This is a genomic window from Mycolicibacterium sp. lyk4-40-TYG-92 (assembly GCF_030209435.1).
Taxonomy (GTDB): Bacteria; Actinomycetota; Actinomycetes; order Mycobacteriales; family Mycobacteriaceae; genus Mycobacterium.
The window spans coordinates 44,721-69,618 of the sequence record NZ_JARVRX010000017.1; the positions used below are offsets into that span (position 1 = coordinate 44,721).

A 24,898-nucleotide genomic window follows, 5' to 3' on the forward strand; every position below is an offset into this window, starting at 1 on the left:
TCAGAAGTAGCCTTCCCGCTTACGGTCTTCCATGCCGGCTTCGGAAATCCGGTCATCTGCGCGGGTCGCGCCGCGCTCGGTCAATCGGGACAACGCGGTCTCGGCGATGACTTCTTCGACAGTCGAAGCCTCCGACTCGACGCAGCCGGTGCAGGTGACGTCGCCGACGGTGCGGAACCGCACCTTCTTGGTGATGACCGGCTCGTCGTCGTTCGGCTTCAGGTATTCGTGGACCGCCAGCAGCATGCCGTCACGCTCGAAGACCTGGCGGTCGTGCGCGTAGTAGATGCTCGGCAGCGCGATCTCCTCGGCGCCGATGTAGGCCCAGATGTCGTACTCGGTCCAGTTCGACAGCGGAAAGACGCGGATGTGCTCGCCCTTGCGGTGCCGGCCGTTGTACAGGTTCCACAGCTCGGGGCGCTGGTTCTTGGGGTCCCACTGGCCGAACTCGTCGCGGAAGCTGAAGACGCGCTCCTTGGCGCGCGCCTTCTCCTCGTCGCGGCGGGCGCCACCGAAGGCGGCGTCGAACTTGTTCTCGCGGATGCCGCGCAGCAGCGAGACGGTCTGCAGCGGGTTGCGCGACGGGCCGTTGTCGACGACGCGGCCGGCGTCGATGTCCTCCTGCACGCTGGCGACGACCAGGCGCAGGTTGTGCTTTTCCACCAGGAGGTCGCGGGTGGCGATGACCTCTTCGAAGTTGTGGCCCGTGTCGACGTGCATGACGGGGAACGGCAGCCGGCCCGGTGCGAACGCCTTGATGGCCAGGTGGAGCATCACGATCGAGTCCTTGCCGCCGGAGAACAGCAGCACCGGCCGCTCGAACTCCGCAGCGACCTCGCGGATGATGTGGATGGCCTCGGCCTCCAGCGCGCGCAGATGGCTCAATTCATATTTGGCGGCCCGCTGGTCCACCTTGGACGCCTCCGCGGCGTCGGGAGTCACGGTCATCATTTCCCCGTAAAGTTGGTAGAACTGGTCAAGTTAAGAACCATGGTCAGAATTTACGTGCCAGGACTTGCGGTGTCAACGGTTGCAATCTCCCGGATCAGCTGGTGCAACGCTCGGCGGCGGTCAGCGATTTCCCGCCGCCACTGACGTGCGCTCCGGCGGATCGCGGCAGCTGCTGGGTCTCGACGATCGTCAGCGCCATCGCGACTCCGAGGACCAGGAACGTCGCCGGGTACGACCCGGTCCGGCTGAGCAACAGCGCTCCCACCGCAACGCCGAGGCCCGCGGCGAGTTCCTGCACAGAGGCGTTGAGCGTGTTGGCGTGCGTCAGGTCGTCGCCGTCGACGTCGGAGAACGCCAGGTTGTTGTAGGCAGTGAAGCCGACGGACCGCAACGCACCGCTGACGTAGAGGATCACCGCGATCGCCGGTAGCGGAAATGAGGGCCGCAGCGTCGCCAGCAACCCGAAGCAGGCCACCGACACGACACCGTTGACGAGCAGCACCGTGCGAATCCCGAAACGCCGCATCAGTGGGGTCGTTGCCGGCTTGATCGTGAGATTGCCGACGAACAAGGCCGCCACCATCGCACCGGCCATCAACGGGTTCCAGCCGAATTCCAGCTGGAACTGCAGCGTCAGCAGGAACGGCACCGCGACGATCACCAGCCGGTAGAGAGAGCCGGCGCTGACCGTGATCCGTAGGGTCCGCGTTCGTAGCACCGGGAGGTCCACCAGAGGCGAATCGGTGCGCAACAGATGCCACACGGCCGCGACCAGCAGCACGACGGCCGCGGCGCCACACCCACCGACGAGAGACCAGTCCGTGCCCGCCACCCGGATGTGCTCGAGCGCCACGAGCGCGGCACCGATGCCGCCACTGAGCGCCAGCATGCCCGGCCAGTCCAATGGGCGGCTCGACGTTACCGGGCCGCCCCGAACCAGCTTGAGCGACAACAGCACTCCGAGTACGCCGATCGGGATGTTGACAACGAAAATCCAGCGCCAGGAACCGAGCGTCACGATCGCCCCGCCAAGCACCGGGGCCAGCACGGGTGCCGCCATCGCGGGCCAGGTCAGCACGGCAATGGCGCGCATCAGATGAGACTTGTCACTGTCCCGCAAGACCGCGAGCCTGCCGACCGGCACCATCATGGCGCCACCCACCCCCTGCACGATCCGCATCGCTATCAGCACCGGCAAGGAGCCACTGAGCGCACAGCCGATCGAGGCCACAGTGAACACCACGATTGCCGAAATGAACACGCGCCGAATGCCGTAGCGATCGGCCAGCCAGCCCGTCACCGGAATCAGTACCGCCACCGTGACCAGGTAGGCCGAGATCGCAGTATTCACGTCAATGGGCTGGACCCCGAGCGATGTCGCCACCAGGGGAATGGCCGGCGTGATGATGGTGCCGTCGAGGACCTCCATGAAATATGCGCCGGCCACCAAGAAAGCCAATGCCTTTGGGAACGGTGGACTTTGGTCGGGGGCCACGGCCGCAATGTAGCCCGGATAGCTGTGTGGCGTGAGGCGACGCTGCCGCCCTGGCTTTGCGCCACGCAACCATCACTACCTGCCAGGTAATTGAACCGACTACCCGCCGCGCGCAGACTTCGATGTCATGAGCCCGAGTACCGGCGCCGAGGTCATGGCGCAGTTCATTCCGCAGTCACCACTGGTCGCCAAACTGGGCATCGTCGCCGAGACGCTCGACGCCCCCGAGGTTCGGTTACGGATGCCGTGGGACCCGACCAACACCACGCTGGCCGACATGGTGCACGGCGGCGCCATCGCCGCACTGGCCGACGTCACGGTCATGGCGGCGGCGTGGTCCTCCGAACAGTCACCGGAATCGCTGCGCGGGGTGACGATCTCGATGTCGGTCCAGTACCTGGCGCCGGCCCGGTCGACCGACCTGATCGGTGTCGGGCGCGTGCTCCACCGCGGAAAGTCCTTGGTGCACTGCGAAGTCGAGATCGTGACCCCGGGCGGCGATCCGGTGGCCAAGGCGGTCGGTACCTACAAGATCGGCTGAGCGCAGACGCCTGGTTCAGGCGACGTTACGCCTCGGATCGCAGTCAGCATGTGGCTGCGATCCGAGGCATAGAGGCGGGCAACAATCAGTGCGGTGCTTCCAGGTCGTAGACGGTCGCGCCCCCGACGTCGAGCTTGGCGAAATGCCCCGTCACCCACGCGGTGATCTCCGCGGCACTCCCCCGTTCGCGGCCGCCGCCGGGTCCGGGACCGCGCTTGTGATCGCCGACGATGAAGTAGTGGATCTGGCCGTCCTCCACGTACTGGCGGAACTGCGCCAGGGTCGGCGCGTTGTCGCCGCCGGAGAATCCGCCGATCGCCATCAACGACTTGCCGGTGCTCAATTCGAGGTCGCCGGCCTGGAAGGACCCGACGGTCGCTGCCGCCCAGCGGTTGTCGGCGCCGCGGATGAGGTTCTCGAGTTCGGCGTTGGGCCCCTCGCGACCGGGGCCACCTGGTCCGCCACCCGGCCACGCGTCGCCGCCGGGCCGCGGCGGGCCGGACATCGAGCCGGGGCCGCTGCTGTGGGCCGCCGCGACGTTGTACAGCGTGAACGACGCCGACCCGGCGAGGGCCGCGGCGATCGCGATACCGGCGATGACCGCGGTGAGTCGTCCCGAGCGCGCCCCCACGACCACGATGGCCACCGCCACGAGGACCGCCACCACCGCGATGCACCAGCGCAGGGCGGGCATCCAGTCCGGGGTACGGGAGAGCAGCGCGAACGCCCAGCCGGCCGTGACGACGAGGAGCGACGCGAGCAGCAGGCGGGCCGCCAATCTGTCCCGGCGCTGCCACAGGTGCGCGGCCGTCATACCCGCCAGCGCGGCCACCGCGGGCGCGAGCGCGACGTTGTAGTACGGGTGCACCGTGCCGTCCATGAAGCTGAACACCACGCCGGTCACCAGAAGCCAACCACCCCAGAGCAATACACCGGCGCGGCCGAGGTCGGTACGTGGTGCGCGGAAGCCGGCCCACAGCAGCAGCACCAGTCCGAGCAGCGCCACCGGCAGCAGCCACGAGATCTCGACGCCCATCGACGGGCCGAACAGTCGGGTGATGCCGGCGTGCCCGCCGAAGAACAGGTTGTCCCGCATGCCGCCGCCGGGGCCACCGCTGGGACGGTCACCGCCGGTGATCCGCTCGATGCCGTTGTAGCCCAATGCCAGCTGCAGCAGGCTGTTGTCGGTGGACCCGGCGATGTACGGACGGGCGTCGGCAGGCCACAGACTGACCAGCGCGATGTACCACCCGGCCGAAACCACCAGCGCCACACCGGACATCAGCAGCGCGCTGATCCGGCGCCCGATACTGAACGGCGCGGCGACCAGGAACGCCAACGCCAGTCCCGGCACCGGCAGGAAGGCCTGCAGCATCTTGGTCAGGAACGCGAAGCCGACGATGACCCCGGTCAGCGTCATCCACCGGGCGGACACCGGGAATTCCGTGGACTGGATGGCCCGCACCGTGCAGTAGGCCGCGGTGATCAGCAGCAGCACGAGCAGTGCGTCGGGGTTGTTGAACCGGAACATCAGCGCCGCAACGGGAGTCACCGCCAGCACCAGACCGGCCAGTAGTCCGGCGGCCGCACCGCTGGTGCGACGGACTGTCGCGTAGAGCGTGCCGACCGACGCCACACCCATGAGGGCCTGCGGCAGCAGCATGGTGAATGCACTGAATCCGAACAGCCGGCCCGACAGGCCCATCAGCCACAGGGCGGCCGGCGGCTTGTCGACCGTGATCGCGTTGCCGGCGTCGAACGAGCCGAACAGCAGCGCTTCCCAATTCTGGGTACCGGCCTGGGCCGCCGCGGCGTAGTACGAGTTGGCCCAACCCGACGAGCCGAGCGCCCAGAGGTACAGCACCGCGGTCGCGGCCAGGAGCGTCAGTAGCGCGGACCGTTCCCACACGGGGCGGGCCCAGACCGCCGGGCGACGGCGAGCCTTCGGCAGGTGAGCCTTGGCAGGCGCAGTGGCGATCACGGGCGGTTCTCCTCTGAAGCAGTTGGTAGGCCGGTCAATTCGTGCATCGTGGGTGGAACCGTTAATTTGACCGCCGCGGGTGGAAGACCCAACCGCGCAGCAGCACGAATCGCACGGCGGTCGCGACCAGGTTGGCAGCCACCAGCACGCTCAATTCGAGGAGATGGTGGGCGTGCGGCGCGAACACGTGCAGTCCTGCCAGGGCACCGCTGGTGATCGCCAGGGCGATACCGAAGACGATCAGTCCCTCGAACTGGTGACGTGTCGCGCTCGCCGCTCCCCCGCCCCGGACACCGAACGTGAAGCGCCGGTTGGCGGCGGTGTTGACGATCGCGGTGAGCAGCAGGGCGATCAGGTTGGCCGTCTGCGCGCCCAGCGCGGCGTGCATCATCATGAACAGCAGCAGGTAGGCCAGGGTCGAGGCGACGCCGATGGTCCCGAACCGGACGACCTGCCGCAGCAGCGAGCGGGGCGCGGCCGCCATGGTCGACGAACCCAACTGGGCGGCAATGGTATTCACCGGGATGCTGCCGTTGGCGAATCCGCGCAGCAGCCGGCCGACGCCCCTGAGGTCGGCGGCCGCGGTGGCGATGATGTCCACCCGGCTGTCGGGGTCGTCGACCCAGTCGACGGGGACCTCGTGGATACGCAGGCCCGTGCGTTCGGCGAGCACCAGCAGCTCGGTGTCGAAGAACCAGCCGGTGTCCTCGACGAGCGGCAGCAGCGCCTGGGCCACGTCGGCCCGGATGGCCTTGAAGCCGCACTGGGCGTCGGAGAACTTGGCCGACAGCGCGCCGCGCAGGATCAGGTTGTAGCAGCGGGAGATGAACTCCCGCTTCGGTCCCCGCACGACGCGCGACGACCGGGCCAGCCGGGTCCCGATCGCCAGGTCCGAGTGGCCCGAGATCAGCGGGGCCACCAGCGGGCCGAGGGCGGCCAGGTCGGTGGAGAGGTCGACGTCCATGTAGACGAGCACCGGAGACTGCGAGTGCGACCACACCTCGTGCAGCGCCCGACCGCGGCCCTTGAGCTCGAGCCGGACGACGCGGACGTTGTCGAGCTCGGCGGCCAGCTCAGCGGCGACCCGCGGGGTGTCGTCGATGCTGGCGTTGTCGGCGATGGTGATCTGCACCGGGTAGGGCACGTGCTCTTCCAGGTGACGGTGCAACCGGCGGATCGAGCCGGGCAGTGCGACCTGCTCGTTGTAGACGGGGACCACGATGTCCAGCACCGGGACGCCGGCAGCGCGTGCGGCGAGGGCGGCATTGGGGCGCGTCGTGAAGCGTTGCTCGGCTGCCAACTCGGAGCTCTCGACCAGGTTCGTCATGACATTGATTTTTGGGCCGCAGCTTTAGCCGGCCATGGGCTGAAGCTATGCGGAAGCTATGTGTTTGGAACTGCCGTTGACTCCGCGACCTGGGCGCACGAGTACGAGAGCCGCGCGCCCGCACCGCAGGGTCAGCGCGGCTGGGTCAGGTCGTAGACGACGGTGTTGTCGACAGTCGTGGCGGTGAAATGCTCGCTGACCCAGTTGGCGATCTGTCGCGATTCCTGCTTGTCGTCGTCCTGACCGCGGGGCCCCCAGCCCATCTTGACGTCGCCTTCGACGAAGTAATGGATTCGGCCGGCGGCGACGTACTGCTGGAACTGTGCGAGCGTGGGCGCGGGATCGGTGCCGTTGAAGCCACCGATCGCCATCACCGGGACCCGGGCGGCCAGCTGGTAACCGGCAGCATTGGCGGAGCCGACGACGGCGGCCGCCCAGCGGTAGTTCGCGGCGTCGGTGCCGAGCAAAGTCGTCAGGGCCGCTCCCGGCACGGGCGATTCGAAGAGTCCGCCGCCGGGCCGAAAGCCTTGCGGCGGCGTGCCCATCGCACGGCCGGGGCCGCCGGCAGCGCCCCGGGCCTTGCCGTGTCCGGGCGGTGGCCCCCAGCCGGCACTGCGGCCGCCGGGCCCGCTCACCGACGGCATCGCCCCGGTATGCGAAACACTCGCGGTGGCAATCGAATACGCGGTCGGCGCGGCCAGGCAGACCAGGACCGCCGCCGCGACCGCCAGGCGCGTGGTTCCGAATCGCGGCGGCACGAGCAACAGCGGTGCCGCGACGGCGCCGACAATCAGCACCGACGTCCGCAGCCAGGTCACATCGGCGCGGCCCAGCAGCATCGCGGCCACCGCGGCCGTGAGCACCACGGCGCCCGCCATGGTCAGCCGGGCCGGCCTGGCGGCGCGCTTGCGCCACAACAGAACCGATCCGATACCCACGCACGCCCCGATGGCCGGCGCCAGCGCGACCGTGTAGTACTGGTGCACGATCCCGTTGGCGAAGCTGAACACCACGGCCGTGAATACCAACCACCCGCCCCAGATGATGAGCGCCGCCCGCGTCGCATCGGTCCGGGGCAGCCGGCGCGTGAGCACCAGACCCGCGACCAGACCGATGAGTGCCGCGGGCAGCAGCCAGCCCGCGTAGGTTCCCATGCTCGCGCCCAGCAACCGGTCCCACCCGGCGTCGAAGTTCGGGTTGCCGAGGCCCCCGGGTTCGTTCCCGTTCAGCCGGCCCACGCCGTTGTAGCCCAGGGCGAGTTCGATGATCGAATCATGTTGCGATCCACCGACGTAGGGGCGCGACGAGGCCGGCCACAGTTCGACGAGCGCGAGGTACCAGCCGCCGGAGACGACCATCGCCGCGGTGGCGCCCAGCAGCCGCCACAGCCGGGTCCGCACCGACGACGGCCCGGCCACCAGGTACGCGGCCGCGAAGGCCGGCAACACCAGGAACGCCTGCAGCATCTTGGCCAGGAACCCGAATCCGGCGGCCACCCCGGCGGCGACCAACCACCAACGCCCCGCGTCCTTCTCGCACGCGCGCTGCACACAGTAGGCACCGACCACGAGGAGCAGGACCAGCAGCGCGTCGGGGTTGTTGAACCGGAACATCAAGGCGGCCACCGGCGTCAGCGCGAACACCGCACCGGCCAGCAGCGCGGCGGCAGGCCCGGCGGCGCGGCGCACCGCGGCATACAGCACCGCCACCGCCGCCACACCCATCAGGGCCTGCGGCACCAGAATGCTCCAGGAGCTGAGCCCGAACAGCCGGACCGACAGGTCCATCACCCACAGCGCACCGGGGGTCTTGTCGACGGTGATGGCATTGCCGGAGTCGCTGGCGCCGAACAGCATTGCGGTCCAGTCGCTGGCACCGGCCTGCGCCGCAGCTGAATAGAAGCTGTTGGCCCAACCGCTCACCGAGAGGTTCCACAGGTACAGCACAGCGGTGCCCGCGAGCAGGAGCCCGAGCTGAAGGCGCTCGCCGAATGGGCGGCGTGGTGCGGAAGTCACCAGTCTGATTGTGGGCGCGTTGGTTAGGCGGACGTCGAGGCGACGCTGTGTGGTGGCTGTGAGGCGGGAGCGGCCGGGCCCGCGGGCAGGCGCACCGTGAACACCGTCGCTCCGGGGCGGCTGTCGACGCTGATGGTGCCGCCGTGCGCCTTGACCACGGCCGCGACGATGGCCAGTCCCAGCCCGGTGCTGCCGGCCTGCCGGGACCGCGACGAGTCACCCCGGGCGAACCGCTCGAACACCTCGGGCTGCAACGTCTTTGGAATGCCCGGGCCGTCATCGGCCACGCTGATCACGGTGGCGTCCGCGCCGGCGGACAGCGCGATGGTCACCGACGTACCCGCGGGCGTGTGCGTGCGGGCATTAGCCAACAGGTTCACCAGCACCTGGTGCAACCGCGCCGGATCCCCCTCGATCGTGACCGGTTCTTCGGGCAGATCCAGCGACCAGTGGTGACCGGGACCCGCGACGTGTGCGTCACTCACCGCGTCGACGACCAGTTGGGACAGGTCGACGTTCTCCATCTCCAGCGGCCGGCCGGCGTCGAGCCGGGCCAGCAGCAGCATGTCCTCGACGAGCCGGGTCATGCGGGCCGTCTCGGATTCGACACGGTTCATCGCGTGGGCCACATCGTCGGGCAGCTGCTCACTCTTGCGCTGTGCCAGTTCGGTATAGCCGCGGATCGCGGCCAGCGGCGTGCGGAGTTCATGACTGGCGTCGGCCACGAACTGACGCACCCGGGTCTCGCTGGCGTGGCGGGCCGCGAGCGCGCCGGCGATCCGGTCCAGCATGCGGTTGAGCGCCGAGCCCAGCTGGCCGACCTCGGTGTGCGCGGCGACCGGATCGACGTGCACGATCTCCGACGGCAACTGGACCTCGCCGCGGTCCAGTTCCCGGTTCGCCACGTCACGCGCGGCGGCCGAAACCCTTGACAGCGGGGCGAGTTGGCGGCGGATGATCCACACCCCGACCACCGTCGCCCCGATCAGCGCAAGAGCACCCACCGCGCAGAACATGCCGAGTACCCACAGCAGGGTGTTGTCGACGTGCCGGGTCGGCAGGCCGGTGACGATGGTCTGCGGGCCGCCATGCCGGGGATGCAGGCCGATGACGCGGTACGTCCCCACCCCGTCGATGTCCATGGTGCGAATCTTGCGATCCGGTGGCACCTGCGCCAATTGTGCTGTGGCCGCGCTCGTTACCGAGGTACGACTGCCCTCGGAAGTGATGACGCCGGCGTCGACCTGGCCGCGGAACACCACTGCACCGATGGTGCCGACGGCCTGTCCGGGCGCGTTGAGGAAGCCGGGACCGGGGCCGGCCTCGGGGTCGAAGCGCATCCGGAAATGTGGGTCCATGGACGGCCGGGGCACCCCACCGGTCAAGGGCGGCGCCATGGGCGGCGGGGGCAGCTCGAAGATGGCGGCCGAGCGCCGGCCCGCCTCCAGCACCTGGTCGTCCAGCTGGTGCAGCAGAAAGCGCTGCAGCGCAAACTCGGTCGCCGCGCCGACGCCGACGATGACCAACGCCAGCAGCAGCACCTGGGTGACCAGCAGCCGGACCCGCAGCGACCAGGTGCGCGGCTGCCAGATCCGCGTGCCGGCCTCAGCGGGCAGGTCGGAGGACATATCCGGCGCCACGCAGGGTGTGGATCATGGGCTCGCGGCCGCTGTCGATCTTCTTGCGCAGGTACGACACGTACAACTCCACGATGTTGGAGCGGCCGCCGAAGTCGTAGCTCCACACCCGGTCGAGAATCTGGGCCTTGCTCAGCACCCGCTTGGAGTTGCGCATCATGTACCGCAGCAGCTCGAACTCAGTGGCGGTCAACGTGATCTGTTCGCCGGCACGCGTGACCTCGTGGCTGTCCTCGTCGAGCACCAGGTCGCCGACGACGATCTGCGCGTCCCCGGCCTCGTTCGCCACACCGGTGCGCCGCAGCAGCGCGCGCAGCCGCAGCACCACTTCCTCGATGCTGAACGGTTTGGTGACGTAATCGTCGCCGCCGGCGGTGAGGCCGGCGATGCGATCCTCGACCGAGTCCTTGGCGGTCAGCAACAGCAGGGGCAACCCCGGGATCTGCTCGCGTAGCTTGCGCAACACGTCGAGCCCGCTCATGTCGGGCAGCATGACGTCCAGCACCACGACGTCGGGTGGGTTGTCCTTGGCCAGTGCGATCGCGGTCGCGCCGTCGCCGGCTGTCGCGATGTCCCAGCCCTCGTAGCGCAGTGCCATCGAGACGAGCTCTGCGAGGACGGGTTCGTCGTCGACCACGAGAACGTTGATCGGCTTGCCGTCGGCTCGGTGCATGACGACGCGCGGGGCTTCACTGTCACGAGCGGTGCTGCTGGGACCTGTCACAGCTCCATTATTCGCATCGGTGTGGGCCGCGACTGTGGCGAATCTATGCGCGAGCTATGAAAGCTGCCTAACCCTGCGGGTTGGTGTCCGGCGATTGCCCGGCGTACAGCGGCGCCTTGCCGGTGATCGACGGTGCCGCGAAGGTGACCGGTGCGGTCGTACTCGTCGTAATGAGCGTGCTGCCGGCGCTCGTCGTCTCGGACGGGCCCGCCAGCACCCCCGCACATACCGCAACCGCACCCACCGCGGCGCTGCCGCCGATGATGCCGATCGCCCATTTCAAGGTGATGCCGGAAGTCTCTGGTCGACTCATGGTTTGCCTCCCGTGTACGTGGGACCAGTGCGCTATCGCCGCGCCGTCGGGGCGCGGCCGGTCATATATTTCGAGTCAACGCCGCCAATCTGGCAACGCACTGAATCGCTTCTGGGAGTTCGCCCGTATCGCCGCGGCGATCGAGTCTGGCTGCGGCGGAGGCATCTCCACCGCCCAGACTTCATCAGCCCGGGTCCTGCCCCGGGTACAGCGGAGCGGGTCCGGTAATAGCCGGCGCGGCGCTGATGATCGGCCCGACTGTCGTGGCGCTGACGACTGAACTGACCGAGGTGCCGTTGGCCGACGTCGATTGCACGGACCGCGCCTGCGCTCCAACAAGCACCACGGTCGTGACACCGACGACCATGCTCCCGGCGATAACGCCGATGGCCCACTTCTTGCTGACTTCAGAATTCCTCGTTTGACTCACCGCGGGTCTCCCACCTAGACGCGATCCGCCGCGATTTCGCCACACCATTGGGGCACGCAGCCGGACATGCTTTTCAAGGCGCCCCGACCGTCAGGTATTCCACCGAATCAGAACTGGTCGGGTCACCAGCTCAGGAACAGGGCGGCCGCAGCTATCGGGCGGCAATCCCGCGCTAGTGCGCCGGGATCTCCTAACCTGTCCAGATGCGGATTCCAGCGAGCAGCCCATGACGCGGTTCCTGATCCGCCGACTGTTCAACTACGCGATCCTGTTGACGCTGGCGACGTTCCTGACCTTCGCGCTGACGTCGGTGACCTTCCACCCCCTGGACAACCTGCTGCAGCGCAACCCGCGGCCGCCGCAATCCGTCATCGACGCCAAGGCCCACGACCTGGGTCTCGACAAACCGCTGCTGCCGCGCTACGCCCACTGGGTAGCCGGCGCCGCGCAGGGGGATTTCGGGAAAACCGTTACCGGGCAACCGGTTTCAGAAGAACTGGGACGACGCGTGTGGACCAGCCTGCGGCTGGTGGCCATCGGGTCGATCCTGGGCTCCATCATCGGCGTCATCATCGGGGCGTGGGGCGCCATCCGGCAGTACCGCCTCTCCGACCGGACCATCACCGTGCTGGCGCTGCTGATTCTCAGCGCCCCGACGTTCGTCATCGCGAACCTGCTGATCCTCGGCGCGCTCGGCGTCAACGAGGTGCTGGGCTTCCAGCTGTTCCAGTACACCGGCGAGACGTCGCCCTACGCGGCGGGCGGCTGGCACGGATTCGTCGACCGGTTGCAGCACCTGGTGCTGCCGACCGCCACGCTGGCGCTCGGCGCCATCGCCGGATACAGCCGCTACCAGCGCAACGCGATGCTCGACGTGCTCGGCCAGGACTTCATCCGGACCGCCCGCGCCAAGGGCCTGACGCGGCGCCAGGCGCTCTTCAAGCACGGCCTGCGCACCGCGCTGATCCCGATGGCCACGCTGTTCGCCTACGGCGTCGCGGGTCTGGTCACCGGCGCGGTGTTCGTCGAGAAGATCTTCGGCTGGCACGGCATGGGCGAATGGATGGTGCAGGGCATCAACGGCCAGGACGCCAACATCGTCGCCGCGTTCACCTTGTTCTCCGGGACGACGATCCTGATCGGCGGTCTGCTGTCGGATGTCGTCTACGCCGCCCTCGACCCCCGGGTGCGGGTCTCATGAGTGTCCAGTTCGGGCTGCCCCGCGCCCGGTTTGCCTCGCGCCGCACGCTGGTGGCGCGGCGCTTCGTGCGCAACCGTCCCGCCGTGGTGTCGCTCGTGCTGCTGGTGGCACTGTTCGTCGGCTGCTACGCCCTGCCCCCGCTGCTGCCCTACTCGTACACCGACATGGACTTCGACGCACTGCTGCAGCCACCCGACGGCCGCCACCTGTTCGGCACCAATGCCCTCGGCCAGGACGTCTTCGCGCAGACGTTGCGGGGCATGCAGAAGTCGATGCTGATCGGCGTCTGTGTCGCGGTGATCTCGACGGTCATCGCCGCAACGGTCGGCTCGGTGGCGGGCTACTTCGGCGGCTGGCGCGATCGCGTGCTGATGTGGGTCGTCGACCTGCTCCTGGTGATCCCCGGTTTCATCCTCATCGCGATCGTGACGCCGCGCATCCGGCACCAGAGCACGGTGCTGTGGCTGGTGATCCTGCTGGCGGCGTTCTCGTGGATGATCAGTTCACGCATGGTGCGCGGCCTGACCATGAGCCTGCGCGAACGCGAGTTCGTCACGGCCGCACGGTATATGGGTGTCAGCCATGCCCGGATCATCGCGCGGCACATCGTGCCGAACGTGGCGTCCATCCTGATCATCGACACCACGCTCAACGTCGGCATGGCGATCCTCGCCGAAACCGGTTTGAGCTACCTGGGTTTCGGGGTGCAGCCGCCCGACGTGTCGCTGGGCACGTTGATCGCCGACGGCACGCCCTCGGTCACCACGTTCCCCTGGGTGTTCCTGTTCCCGGCCGGCGTCCTGGTGCTGATCGTGCTGTGCGCCAACCTGATCGGCGACGGCCTGCGCGACGCGCTCGATCCCTCGGCCCGGCCGCGCCGGCGGCGGTCTGCGGCGGTGAAGCGATGAGCGCGCCGTTGCTCGAGGTCCGCGACCTCACCGTCACCTTCCAGACGTCCGACGAGGACGTCTCGGCGGTGCGCGGCATGAACTTCCACATCGCCCCCGGCGAGGTGCTGGCACTGGTCGGCGAATCCGGCGCCGGTAAGTCCGCCACCGCCATGGCGGTGGTGGGCCTGCTGCCCGAGCACGCGCAGGTGACGGGCTCGGTGAAACTGCAGGGCAAGCAACTCGTCGGGCTCGACGACGAGGCGCTGTCCCAGGTGCGCGGCCGGGTGATCGGCACGGTGTTCCAGGACCCGATGTCGGCACTTACCCCGGTGTACACCGTCGGGGATCAGATCGCCGAAGCCCTTCGCGTCCATGACCGTTCGATGAACCGGCGGGCCGCGCGGGCCCGTGCCGTCGAACTGCTGGAGCTGGTCGGCATCAAGCAGCCGGCGGCCCGCGCTCGCGCGTTCCCGCATGAGCTTTCCGGCGGTGAGCGCCAACGCGTCGTCATCGCCACCGCGATCGCCAACGACCCCGACCTCATCATCTGCGACGAACCCACCACGGCGCTCGACGTCACGGTGCAGGCGCAGATCCTCGACGTGCTGCGCACCGCGCGCGATGTCACCGGCGCCGGGGTGCTGATGATCACGCACGATCTGGGTGTGGTCGCCGAATTCGCCGACCGCGCAATGGTGATGTACGCCGGCCGCGCGGTCGAGACCGCGCCGGTGGCGAATCTGTACCGCGACCGGGTGATGCCGTACACCGTCGGCCTGCTGGGCTCGGTGCCGCGGCTCGACGCACCGCAAGGCTCGCGGTTGGTGCCGATCCCTGGAGCACCACCGTCGATGGCGGCACTTCCGCCGGGTTGCCCTTTCGCGCCGCGCTGCCCGCTCGCCGACGACGACTGCCGCGCGACCGAGCCCGCGCTGCTGGAGGTCGCACCCGGGCACGCGGCCGCGTGCATTCACACCGATCAGGTGACCGGCCGCAGCGCGTCCGAAATCTACGGGGTGGCAACCGAAGCCGAGGGCACGACGGAGGATGGCGCCGACCGGCCGGTGGTGCTCGCGGTCAGCGACCTGGTCAAGACCTTCAAGCTCAGTGGCGGGATGCTGCGGCGCAAGGTCAGCGAGCTGCGTGCCGTCGACGGCGTCAGCCTGCAGTTGCAGCAGGGCCGCACCCTCGGCATCGTCGGTGAATCCGGTTCCGGCAAGACCACCACGCTGCACCAGATTCTGAATCTGACCGCGCCGCAATCGGGTTCGATCACGGTGCTCGGCCACGACGTGGCCGGCCTGACCCGCGACACGCGCCGCGAGTTGCGCGGCGACCTGCAGGTGGTTTTCCAGGATCCGGTGGCGGCGCTGGATCCGCGGCTGCCGGTGTTCGACGTGCTGTCCGAACCGTTGCGGGTCGGTGGCTTCGACAAGGACCGGATCGACGACCGCGTCACCGAGCTGCTCGGCATCGTCGGGCTCCGGCACGAGGACGCCGCCCGCTACCCCGCCGAGTTCTCCGGTGGCCAGAAGCAGCGCATCGGCATCGCCCGCGCACTGGCGCGTCAGCCCAAGATTCTGGCGCTCGACGAACCGGTGTCGGCGCTGGACGTCTCGATCCAGGCGGGCATCATCAACCTGCTGCTGGACCTGCAACAGCGCTTCGACCTGTCGTACCTGTTTGTCTCGCATGACCTTTCGGTGGTCCGTCATCTCGCCCACACCGTGGCCGTGATGTACAAGGGCGCCGTCGTCGAACAGGGTGACGCGGCACAGGTTTTCAGTGCGCCGCAGGACCCGTACACCCAGCGGTTGCTCGATGCCGTGCCGCAGCCGGGAGGCGAATGATGGCAACACGTCGCAGTCAACTGGTGGTGGCGATCATCGCCCTGATCGCCCTGGTGGCCGGCTGCTCCAGTGAGTACCGCGGATCCAGTGCCGGGGCACCGAAACTCGGTGCGGCCAACGACCTCAACCCGCGAGATCCGTCGACCCTGAAGGTCGGCGGCAATCTGCGGCTGGCGCTCACCGCGTTTCCCGACAACTTCAACACCCTGAACATCGACGGCAACACCGTGGACACCGCCTCGCTCCTGCGGCCGACGCTGCCGCGGGCGTTCCGGGTCGGTCCGGACGGCTCCACGACCGTCAACCACGACTACTTCACCGACATCCAATTGACGGGCACCAATCCGCAGGTCGTCACCTACACGATCAACCCCAAGGCGGTATGGACCGACGGCACCCCGATCACGTGGGAGGACATCGCCGCTCAGGTCACCGCGACGGCGGGCAAGGACCCCCGGTTCCAGATCGCCAGTCCCAATGGCAGCGAGCGGGTGGCCTCGGTGACCCGCGGCGTCGACGACCGGCAGGCCGTGATGACGTTCTCCCGGCCCTACGCCGACTGGCGCGGCATGTTCGCCGGCAACGGCATGCTGTTGCCCAAGGTCTCGACATCCGATCCCGAGGTGTTCAACAAAGGACAGCTGACCGAGCCCGGGCCGTCGGCGGGGCCGTTCGTCATCTCGAACGTCGACCGCGGGGCACAGCGAATCACGTTGACCCGTAATCCGAAATGGTGGGGCGCCCGGCCGCTGCTGGACAGCATCACGTTCCTCGTGCTCGACGACGCGGCGCGTATCCCGGCGCTGCAGAACAACGCCATCGATGCCACGGGGCTGGGTTCGATCGATGACATGGTGCGCGCCCGACGCACCAAAGGTGTCGACATCCGCACCGCGCCGGGACCCACCTGGTCGCACCTGACGTTCAACGGCGCGCCCGGCTCGATCCTCGCCGACCCGGCACTGCGCCACGCCATCGCTACGGGCATCGACCGGAAGACCATCGTGACCGTCCTCCAGCACGGCCTGGTGGACAACCCGGTGCCGCTCAACAACCACATCTACGTCGCCGGGCAGGCGGGCTACCAGAACAACAGCGGCGGGACACCTTTCGACCCCGCAGGAGCCCGGCGGGAACTCGACGCGCTGGGCTGGAAGCTGCCCGCCGGCCGCTCGGTGCGGGAGAAAGACGGCCGGCCGTTGACCATCCGGTTCGTCTTCTACGACGCCTCCAGCGGCCGGCAGATCGCGCAGGTCGCGCAGAAGACCCTCGGCGACATCGGCGTCCGGCTCGATTTGGTGGTGTCCTCGGGCGCAGACTTCTTCAGCCAGTACATCATTCCCGGCAACTTCGACATCGCCGTGTTCGCCTGGCAGGGCGACGCCTTCCCCTTGAGCGGTCTGACCCAGATCTATGCCTCGGACGGCGAGAGCAACTTCGGCAAGGTCGGCACGCCCGAGATCGACGCCAAGATCGAGCAGACGCTCGACGAACTCGATCCCGTCAAGGCACAGGCCCTGGCCAACCAGCTCGATCGGATGTTGTGGGCCCAAACGTTCAGCCTGCCGCTCGCCCAATCACCCGGAAACGCCGCGGTCCGAAGCACTTTGGCCAACTACGGCCCAGCGGGCCTGGGTGACCTGAACTACACGACCATCGGATTCACCAAGTCCTGAGCTGCCGGATGGCTCGCGGCAGCCCGGCCGGCACCATCGACTCGGCGGCCGCCGCCGTTGCGATGCCCTTGACCATCAGCCGCACCGGGAAATCCGGCGGCGCGTTGTCCAATTCCGTTGCCCGGTCCGGCAATTTCGCGTATTCGCCGGCGCACACCGCGGTGGCGATGGTTAGCGCCGCACCCTCACGCATGTCGAGCACGCTGTGTCCAGCGCTGGGCAACTCCAGAAGCACGGCGCCCGGGATCAACTCGGCGATCCGCCGCGCGACTGCCGGCGGCGTGATCAGATCCCGGCCCCCGGAGATCACCACGGTGGGCCAATCGAATCCCGGCATCGCGGTCACGAGGTCGAACGGCTCGGCGATGAAATCCGGGTCGCCGGTGGCAGATTCGCGGTATGCCAGCGCCGGGTCGATCGGCAGGCCGTCGGGCTCGGGGGCATAGTTGAGCTCCTGGTAGCCGATGTGCTCGACCAGGTCGGGTTCATGCCGGTACGGCGTCTTGCTCTCGAACAGCAGCTTGGTGCTGTGCCCGATGGCGTGCCACAGCAGGCCCCGGCCGGTGAGCAGCAGCTCGAGCTGCTGCTCCAGCACCTCCGGCCCGACCAGGCCGTACAGTCCCGTGGCCAGTTGCACGACCCAGGGCGTCAGCTTGCCGTCCGCGGCCAGGCCGCGGACCCGGCTGGCGAGGCCTTCCGTCGCCGGGGCGGTGCCCTCCCACAGCGCGGCCCGGGTGGCGTCGCGTACCGCGTCGATGTCGTCGGCGCACAGCAGTGGCGAGTCCAGCACCATCGCGTGCACCTTGTCGGGATGGCGCACGCCGACACCGGCCGCCAGGTAGCTGCCGTACGACGTGCCGTACAGCACCGCCGACTCGACGCCCGCGTCGTCCACAACCGCCGCGATGTCGTCGACCGCGGCCTCGATGGTCAGCGCCTCGGTGGGCAGGTCGGCGCCGGCGTCGTCGTGCCGCGACATGCCGACGCCGCGGTGCTCGACCATGATGACGTCCAGGCCCGCGGCCGTCGTCCGACGGCGCAGATTGCGGTAGTGCCCGATGGACGCCGCCCCCGGCCCGCCCGGAATGATGACCAGCGGATGGTCGCTCGCCGGCCCGGTCCGCACGTAGTAGAGATCGAATTCCTCTGCGCCAGTTGACCGGACCGGGCGCCGCACCGACCGAACCCCCGGTTGCGCCGCGAGCTTGTCGTGCGCCTTGCGGCGTTTGGCGTTCATGGTCATCGACACTCATTGTGCCGCGTTTGGTTCGGCGCGAGCGTAAGCCGTGCCTGTGACTGTGCTGGTACGTAGAACTGGGACATGACCATCCTCGACCTCCCCGACACAACCACGTGGACCGACCTGCTGGCCGATATCGCAGCGGGCGCCAAAGACCGCGATCTGGAAGACGTGAATCCCTTCGACCAGGTGGCGGCGCTCAAACGGGCCGGATTCGGCACCCTGCGCCTGCCCACCGAACTCGGCGGCGCCGGACTCACCGTGCCGCAACTGTTTTCCGCCGTGATCGACGTCGCCCGTGCCGACCCGGTGGTGGCACACATCTTCCGCACGCATTTCTGGTTCGTCGAGGAGCGGCTGCGCACGCTGGACCAGCCCGGATCCCGGGCCTGGCTGCAGAAGGTCGCCGACGGCAAGATTTTCGGCAACGCGTTCAGCGAGAAGGGCTCCCACGCGGTGGGCAGCCTGGTGTTCAACACCCGCTTGACGCCGGGCCACGACGGCGGATTCACGTTGGCCGGCGAGAAGTTCTACAGCACCGGAACCCTGTTCTCGGACTACCTGACCGTGACAGCGACCACCGATCATGATTCGGTGGCGATCGTCATCGTCCCGGCCGACCGCGCGGGCGTCGAGATCATCGACGACTGGGACGGCTTCGGCCAACGCCGCACCGGCACCGGCACCACGCGCTTCCGCGATGTGACGGTGCTGCCCGACGAGGTGCTCTCGGACACGCCGTACGACGCCGAGCCCGTGCCCTCGGTGCAGTACACCTTGCTGCAGCTGTACATCCACGCCGTGGTGGCCGGAATCCTGGAGAACATCGTGGACGACGGCATCGCGCTGCTGCGGTCCCGCGAACGCAGTTTCAGCCATGCCTCCGCGGCCTCGCCGACCGACGATCCGCTGCTGCAGCGCCAGCTCGGCGAACTGGCCAGCTCCGCCTTCATCGCCCGGGCCGCGGTGCTGGAGGCGGCCGCGGCGATCGGGGCGGCCATCGATTCGACCGGTCCGGACGGGGTGCCCGACGCCGAGCTGACCGCCGCGGCCCAGCTGCAGGCGGCCAAGGTGAAGGTGCACCTCGACGACATCGCGCCGCGCGCCGCCACCAAGCTGCTGGAGCTCGGCGGCGCCAGCGCGGCCAGCCGGCAACGCAACCTCGACCGGCACTGGCGCAACATCCGCACCATCACGCTGCACAACCCGGTCGGTTACAAGGCCCGGGTGGTCGGGCAGAACCTGCTGCACGGCACCGCGATTCCCGCGAACGCCTACTTCTGACGTCAGGCGGTGATGAGGTCGGCGGCCTTCTCACCGATCAGCACGCTCGGGGCGTGGGTGTGGCCCCGGATGATGGTCGGCATCACCGAAGCGTCGGCGACCCGCAGCCCCGCGACACCACGGACGCGGAGCTGCGGGTCGACGACGCTGGCCTCGTCACTACCCATCCGGCACGTGGTGGTCGGGTGATACAGCGTGTGCGACGTGGTGGCCAGTGCCAGCTCCAGCGTCCGGTCGTCGAGATCGCGCGCGCCCACCGGACGGGCGATGTCGCCGAGCAGCCCCTTCAGCGCCGGGGCCCGGGTCATGTCCGCCAGCATCCGCAAGCCCGTCAGCAGCGCCTTGCGGTCCGCGCCCTCAGGGTCCGACAGGTAGCGTGGGTCGATGATCGGCTTGGCCGACGGATCGGCCGACGCCAGCCGGATGGTGCCGGTGCTCTTGGGCTTCACCAGGATCGGCCCCATCGCCACCGCGTCGCGCGGATACGGTTCGCCGATACCCTCGTCGTAGAACGGCGCCGGGGCGAAGATCAGCTCGACGTCGGGCTGCGCGAGATCGGGAGCACTGCGGACAAAGCCATACGCCTCACCGACATTCGAGGTGAGCATGCCGCGGCGGCGGGTCAGGTAGTTGACTAGCTGCAGCGGCTTTTCCGCGCTGATCAGAGTGTCGCAGTGGGCCTCGAACCCGAGGAGCACCACCAGGTGATCCAGCAGATTCGAGCCGACGCCCGGCGCATCGTGGACGACGTCGATCCCGTGCTCGGCCAGATGCTCACGCGGTCCGATCCCGGACAGCATCAGCAACTGCGGGCTGTTGATCGCCCCGCCACACAGGATCACCTCGCGGCGCGCCCGGACGATCTGACGACGGCCGTCCGCGTCGTACTCGACGCCGACCGCCCGGCCGTCCTCGATCAGTACCCGCGTTACCGTGGCACCGGTGCGTAGATGCAGGTTCGACCTGCGGAGCGCCGGCCGCAGGTAGGCGTCGGCGGTGCTCCAGCGGGCCCCGCGGCGCTGGCAGACCCTCGTCTCGACGAATCCCTCGTGGCCGGACTGCTCGGCCGCCTCCAGCCAGGCGGCGGTGATACCGCGGGGGCTGCGCTGCGGGCTGAGCACCAGTGGCCCGGCCTCGATCCGGTCGAAGTACTTCTTAACGGCCGCGTACGACCACTCTTCGCCGGCGAGCTCACCCCACTCGTCGTAGTCCGCGGGCAGGCCGCGGACCCACATCATGGCGTTCATCGACGACGAACCACCGAGGGTCTTGCCGCGCGGCCAGTAGATGCGGCGGTCGGCGAGTTCCGGCTGCGGTTCTGTCGAGTAATCCCAATCGAACTCGCTGCGGAACAGCTTCGAGAAGGCCGCCGGGATGTGGATGAACTGGTTCTTGTCGACGGCCCCGGCCTCCAGCACCACCACCTGGGAGGCGCCGTCGGCGCTCAGTCGATCAGCCAGCACCGCACCGGCCGAGCCGGTACCCACGACGACGAAATCAGCGATCACCGCCGCAGTTTGTCACGAAACGCACCCCGCCATGGCGCTATGCCGTGAGCTCGATTCGCGTCGCGTCACCGACGCTGGCATAGCGCTCGGGGCTGCAGGTCAGCACGATCACCTGGCCGTCGCCGCCGACCGCATCGAACACCTCGCCCATCCGGGTCAACCGGCCCGCATCGGTGAACCCCAGTGCGTCGTCGATGATCACCGGGACGGTGTCCTCCTTGGCCACCAACGCCGCGCCGGCCAGCCGGGCGACGATCCCCAACTGTTCCTTGGCCCCACCGGACAGGCTCTCGTACGGCACCGTGGTGCCCGCCACGGTGCGACTGCAAATCCGCAGATCACTGTCGACCTCGACGGCGAAACTGTCGCCGAACACGATGCTCCCCAGCCGTTCCACCTCGGCGCGGAACGGTGCCACGTACCGCTGCCGGGCCTGCTCGCGATGCCGGCCCATCACCGTGCGCAGCAATTCAGCTGCCCGCGCGCGCCGACCGACCGCGGCGTGCTCGGACTCGGCATGCCGCAGCGCGATCTCGGCGACATCGAGCTGGCTCTGCCGACCTTGCGTCCCGTACACCTTCAATTGCGCTGCCACGTCCCGCAATTGGTCGTCGAGTTCGCGGCGCCGGGTCGCGAGCCGGGCCGAATCCGCTGTGGCCGTCGCCAGTTCCGCGTCGACGGCATCGGGAGCGGCAGCAGCCAGCGCAGCGGCGAGTTCCTGTTCGCGCGCGGTGGCAGCGGCAGCCTGCTCCCCCAGCGCCGTGACGCGCTGGGTCAACGCCGCGTCATCTTCGACTTCGCGCTGCCGGGCCAGTCGCTCGGTGGCCTCGGTGAGCGCGGTCGTCGCCCCCGTCACCTTCTCGCGGGCGACCGTCGCCGCGGTCAGCGCCGCCGCCACCGCGGCCGCCGCGGCAGTGGCCGTGTCGCGGCACTGCTCGTAATCGGTTGCCGCCCGGCGCTGTTCGGCGTCGGCGGCCTCGAGCTCAGCCCGCGCGGCCCCGACGTCGATGGGATCGGTGTCGCCCAGTTGTTCCCGCAGCGCGGCCAGCCGGGCCGCGAGAGCCTCGACCGTATCGGCGCCCAGGAGGGTCTGCCGGGTGACGGCCAGCCGATCACGTTCGGCCTCGAGTTCGCGCCGCCGGGCATCCAGCGCCCGCGCGGCCTCGACATCGGCGACGCCGTGCGGCCGGAGCGCAGCCGCCAGCGCATTGCGCGCCGCGTTCAGCACGGCACTGGTGTCGGCCGCCGGGGTACCGGGCAGCACCCGCACCGTCACCAGCCCGGGGACCTCGACATCGGTCCGGCCGCCCGCGCTCGTGGCCCACTCCGCGCCGGCGGACAACGTCACATCCTGGTCGCCGACCCGCAGCTCGACATCACCGTGGGCCACCAATTCGATTCGCGCCGAGGCGAGTTCAGCGGCCGCGGCAGCACGGTCCACCGCTGCGGCGGCCGTTTCGATGGCGCGCATGCCCGCCGCGGTCAGCGTGATCTTGCCCAGCTGATCGGCAACCGGCGCGAGTTCGTCAGCGGCGGCCTGCACCCGCTCCAGCTGGCCGGCCAACCGGGCAGCCTCTGCGCGCTGGGAAAGTTGGTCCACCACTCGCCGCGCCGCATCCAGGCGCACGCGACCGGCGTCCACCACGGACCGCGCCACCGCCACGGCGGTGTCGGCGGCCTGCTGCAGCTGCGCCGCAGCCACCTGCTGTTGCGCGGCGTGCTCCGCGGCGGCCGTGAGTTCGCCGATGCTGCCGGTCCGCTGCTCGACGTGGGTCTGCAGCCGCTGCCGCTCGTCGAGTGCGCTCCGCGCCGCTGACGATGTCGCCGCCGCAGCCTGCGCCTGCATGCGCGCCTGGGCGAGGTCGTCGCGGACTCGAGCCACCGCGGTGGCCGCTTCCCGAGCCGCCGTCAGCCGCACCTCCGCGGCCGCCAATTGCTCAGTGGCCGTGGCCAATTCCGTCGTCAGCTCGCCGTGCCGGCGGACCGCCTCGTCGACCTCGGCCACTGCGGCGGTACGCGCCGCGACCTCGGCCTGCGCGGCCTTCAGGCCCTTGATGGCCTCGGCCCACACGCCGGTGGGACGGCCGGTCTGCGTGAAGTACTTCAGGAATTCGGCGTCGATCCTGTCGACCAGCAGCGGCTCGTTGCCCGACAGCGCACCCTCGAGCGCACCCGCCTGGCCGGCCGCGACATCGAGTGCCCGCGCCAGCGCGTCGCATCCGGCCAGATCGACCGGCACCATGGCGGCGGACTGCAGAATGCGTTGGGCCCGCCAGAGTTCGGTGTCGACAGTCTCCTCGAGCATTGCCCGCACCCGGTCGTGCGCCTCGTCGCCGGTGAGCTGCTCGCGCCGCGGCGCGAGGATGGTCAGCCGGGTCTCGGCCTTCTTGTGGAACCGCTTGTAGTACTCGAACCGGTAAGGGCCGGTGGAGATTTCGGCCATCACCTCGGCGCCCACGTCAGCGTGGGTGGGCTTGACCTGCTTGACCTCTTTCTTGGTCGAGCGGTCCTTGGACTCCAGCAGCAGATCGAGCGCCTCGATCATGGACGACTTGCCGATCTCGTTGGCGCCGGCCACCACCACCACGCCGCGGTCGGGAAAATCGATCTCGCGGTGGGTGATACCGCGATAATTGGTCAGGACCAGCCGATGCAACTTCATGCCGCGGTACCCCGATCGACCAGGCGCAGCAGCAGCGCGAGAGCCGCGCGTGCGTCGTCGGCGTCGTCGCCCGAAGCGGTTGCGGTGCCGACCAGTTCGTCGACCGCCGCCGCGGCGAACCCGCCGATGCCCAGGTCCGAGAATTCCCCGTCGGCCGGAACCACGACGAGGTCGGTGTGCCGCTCCCACGTGGTCAGCGCGGCGAACAGGCGCGCGTAGCGGTCCAGGCACACGTCGAGCACGGCCTTGTCGGAGATGGTCAGTGAGCCGGTCAGCGCCAGCCGGACCACCGTGCGTTCCTTGTCCGGCAGGCCGTCGAGGTTCAGGTCCAGGTCGGCGATGTCGCGGTCGGTGTCGACGATGCGGCGCAGGGTGACGAACCGCCATTGACCCACCCGTCGGGCCTGCACCGTGACCGACTGATCCGCGTCATCGACGTCGACCACCAGGACGTGGCCCGAATCCGCCTCGATGTCATCGTAATTCGTGACCTCCGGCGCCCCGGAGTACCACACCCGGCCAGTGCTGCCGACCTCGGTGCGAGAGTGCTTGTCGCCCAACGCCACATAGTGGACCGCACCCCGTCGGACCGCGGCCTCGACCGTGTCGAGCCGGATCAGCGCCGGCTTGGTGGGATCGGGATCGAGGACGTCAACCCCGCCGTGGCCCACCACGATTCGGGTGACGCCGTCGGCCGGCAGAGCGGCCACCGCATCGCCCGTCAGGTCCGTGGTGGGCGCCTTGGAGCGCCACGGCGCACCGATGATCTGCACGCCGGGGCGCAGCTCGTGCACACCGTCGAGCACCGTGACGTTCGACGGGCATTCGGCGAGGAACAGCGTGCTGGTGTACACCGACGACGGGTCCAGCGGATCGTGGTTGCCGGGCAACAGGAACACCGGAATTTTGATGGCCCGCATGGCTTCCAGCGACAGGCTGACCTCGCGGGGGTCGAGCTGGTTGTGTTCGAAGACATCGCCCGCCACGACGACGAACTCTGCACCGACCTCGGCGCACAGCGCGCCGAGTCGCGCCACCGCATCACGGCGTGCGGCCGAGTAGCGCGGTTGCGCCTCACCGCCCAGGAAATGCCGGGTCATACCGAGCTGCCAGTCGGCGGTGTGGACGAAACGCATGCGGCGAGTGTAAAACCCGGCACCGACAACTCCGGGG

General features: G+C 69.0%; 19 protein-coding genes. 6 read left to right on the forward strand and 13 right to left on the reverse strand.

What is annotated here, in order from left to right; translation table 11 throughout:
- Both cysD and QRN63_RS22515 read right to left on the reverse strand, forming a co-directional pair.
- Positions 1-951 (reverse strand): sulfate adenylyltransferase subunit CysD, encoded by a 951-nt coding sequence (gene cysD, locus QRN63_RS22510; RefSeq protein ID WP_267315198.1) that lies wholly within the window; start codon positions 949-951, stop codon positions 1-3.
- 94 nt (positions 952-1,045) lie between these two features.
- The gene (locus tag QRN63_RS22515; protein ID WP_267316588.1) at positions 1,046-2,410 is read right to left on the reverse strand and encodes an MFS transporter; all 1,365 of its coding nucleotides are present in this window, start codon (positions 2,408-2,410) and stop codon (positions 1,046-1,048) included.
- A 163-nt stretch (positions 2,411-2,573) separates the two neighbouring features.
- On the opposite strand from QRN63_RS22515, the gene QRN63_RS22520 reads away from it, so the two are divergent.
- Positions 2,574-2,987 (forward strand): PaaI family thioesterase, encoded by a 414-nt coding sequence (locus tag QRN63_RS22520; protein WP_267315199.1) that lies wholly within the window; start codon positions 2,574-2,576, stop codon positions 2,985-2,987.
- An 85-nt stretch (positions 2,988-3,072) separates the two neighbouring features.
- On the opposite strand, the gene QRN63_RS22525 is transcribed toward QRN63_RS22520, so the two are convergent.
- The 7 genes from QRN63_RS22525 to QRN63_RS22555 form a co-directional block, all read right to left on the reverse strand.
- Positions 3,073-4,968 carry an ArnT family glycosyltransferase gene (locus tag QRN63_RS22525; RefSeq protein WP_502888176.1) on the reverse strand — a complete coding sequence of 632 codons (1,896 nt, stop codon included), beginning with the start codon at positions 4,966-4,968 and terminating at the stop codon, positions 3,073-3,075.
- Positions 4,969-5,029: 61 nt separating this feature from the next.
- Positions 5,030-6,295 carry a bifunctional glycosyltransferase family 2/GtrA family protein gene (locus QRN63_RS22530; protein ID WP_285032786.1) on the reverse strand — a complete coding sequence of 422 codons (1,266 nt, stop codon included), beginning with the start codon at positions 6,293-6,295 and terminating at the stop codon, positions 5,030-5,032.
- Between the two features lie 131 nt (positions 6,296-6,426).
- A complete protein-coding gene (locus tag QRN63_RS22535) occupies positions 6,427-8,319 on the reverse strand; it encodes a glycosyltransferase family 39 protein (RefSeq protein ID WP_285033393.1) in 1,893 nt (630 codons plus the stop codon).
- Positions 8,320-8,333: 14 nt separating this feature from the next.
- Positions 8,334-9,938: a sensor histidine kinase gene (locus tag QRN63_RS22540; RefSeq protein ID WP_285032787.1), complete on the reverse strand. Its 1,605-nt coding sequence runs from the start codon at positions 9,936-9,938 to the stop codon at positions 8,334-8,336.
- Positions 9,916-10,620, reverse strand: a complete 705-nt coding sequence (locus QRN63_RS22545) for a response regulator transcription factor (RefSeq protein ID WP_020104085.1) — start codon at positions 10,618-10,620, stop codon at positions 9,916-9,918. Before QRN63_RS22545 ends, QRN63_RS22540 begins: the two co-directional genes overlap by 23 nt.
- 118 nt (positions 10,621-10,738) lie before the next feature.
- The gene (locus QRN63_RS22550) at positions 10,739-10,984 is read right to left on the reverse strand and encodes a hypothetical protein (protein ID WP_285032788.1); all 246 of its coding nucleotides are present in this window, start codon (positions 10,982-10,984) and stop codon (positions 10,739-10,741) included.
- 184 nt (positions 10,985-11,168) lie between these two features.
- On the reverse strand, positions 11,169-11,414 hold the full coding sequence (locus QRN63_RS22555) for a hypothetical protein (RefSeq protein ID WP_285032789.1): 246 nt from the start codon (positions 11,412-11,414) through the stop codon (positions 11,169-11,171).
- A gap of 226 nt (positions 11,415-11,640) precedes the next feature.
- Between QRN63_RS22555 and QRN63_RS22560 the strand changes: the two genes are divergently transcribed.
- Genes QRN63_RS22560 through QRN63_RS22575 form a run of 4 tightly spaced genes read left to right on the forward strand, consistent with a single transcriptional unit; the run spans position 11,641 to position 17,031 of the window.
- Entirely contained in the window at positions 11,641-12,615 is a 975-nt protein-coding gene (locus QRN63_RS22560; RefSeq protein ID WP_285032790.1) for an oligopeptide ABC transporter permease OppB, read from the forward strand.
- The gene (locus QRN63_RS22565; RefSeq protein WP_267315205.1) at positions 12,612-13,523 is read left to right on the forward strand and encodes an oligopeptide ABC transporter permease OppC; all 912 of its coding nucleotides are present in this window, start codon (positions 12,612-12,614) and stop codon (positions 13,521-13,523) included. The genes QRN63_RS22560 and QRN63_RS22565 overlap by 4 nt, the downstream gene beginning before the upstream one ends.
- Entirely contained in the window at positions 13,520-15,355 is a 1,836-nt protein-coding gene (locus QRN63_RS22570; RefSeq protein ID WP_285032791.1) for an oligopeptide ABC transporter ATP-binding protein OppD, read from the forward strand. Before QRN63_RS22565 ends, QRN63_RS22570 begins: the two co-directional genes overlap by 4 nt.
- Positions 15,355-17,031, forward strand: a complete 1,677-nt coding sequence (locus QRN63_RS22575) for an oligopeptide ABC transporter substrate-binding protein OppA (RefSeq protein WP_285032792.1) — start codon at positions 15,355-15,357, stop codon at positions 17,029-17,031. The genes QRN63_RS22570 and QRN63_RS22575 overlap by 1 nt, the downstream gene beginning before the upstream one ends.
- On the opposite strand, the gene QRN63_RS22580 is transcribed toward QRN63_RS22575, so the two are convergent.
- Complete coding sequence (locus tag QRN63_RS22580; RefSeq protein ID WP_285032793.1) at positions 17,018-18,274, reverse strand: alpha/beta fold hydrolase; 1,257 nt, start codon at positions 18,272-18,274, stop codon at positions 17,018-17,020. The genes QRN63_RS22575 and QRN63_RS22580 overlap by 14 nt on opposite strands.
- Positions 18,275-18,352: 78 nt before the next feature.
- On the opposite strand from QRN63_RS22580, the gene QRN63_RS22585 reads away from it, so the two are divergent.
- The gene (locus QRN63_RS22585) at positions 18,353-19,555 is read left to right on the forward strand and encodes an acyl-CoA dehydrogenase family protein (RefSeq protein ID WP_267315209.1); all 1,203 of its coding nucleotides are present in this window, start codon (positions 18,353-18,355) and stop codon (positions 19,553-19,555) included.
- Between the two features lie 2 nt (positions 19,556-19,557).
- Here QRN63_RS22585 and QRN63_RS22590 read toward each other — a convergent pair whose 3' ends face one another.
- From QRN63_RS22590 to QRN63_RS22600, 3 genes are read right to left on the reverse strand one after another with little or no spacing between them, the layout of a single operon-like run.
- Positions 19,558-21,063 (reverse strand): GMC family oxidoreductase, encoded by a 1,506-nt coding sequence (locus tag QRN63_RS22590; RefSeq protein ID WP_285032794.1) that lies wholly within the window; start codon positions 21,061-21,063, stop codon positions 19,558-19,560.
- 37 nt (positions 21,064-21,100) lie between these two features.
- The gene (locus tag QRN63_RS22595) at positions 21,101-23,725 is read right to left on the reverse strand and encodes an AAA family ATPase (RefSeq protein WP_285032795.1); all 2,625 of its coding nucleotides are present in this window, start codon (positions 23,723-23,725) and stop codon (positions 21,101-21,103) included.
- Positions 23,722-24,861 carry a metallophosphoesterase family protein gene (locus QRN63_RS22600; RefSeq protein WP_285032796.1) on the reverse strand — a complete coding sequence of 380 codons (1,140 nt, stop codon included), beginning with the start codon at positions 24,859-24,861 and terminating at the stop codon, positions 23,722-23,724. The genes QRN63_RS22595 and QRN63_RS22600 overlap by 4 nt, the downstream gene beginning before the upstream one ends.
- Positions 24,862-24,898 lie beyond the last annotated feature (37 nt).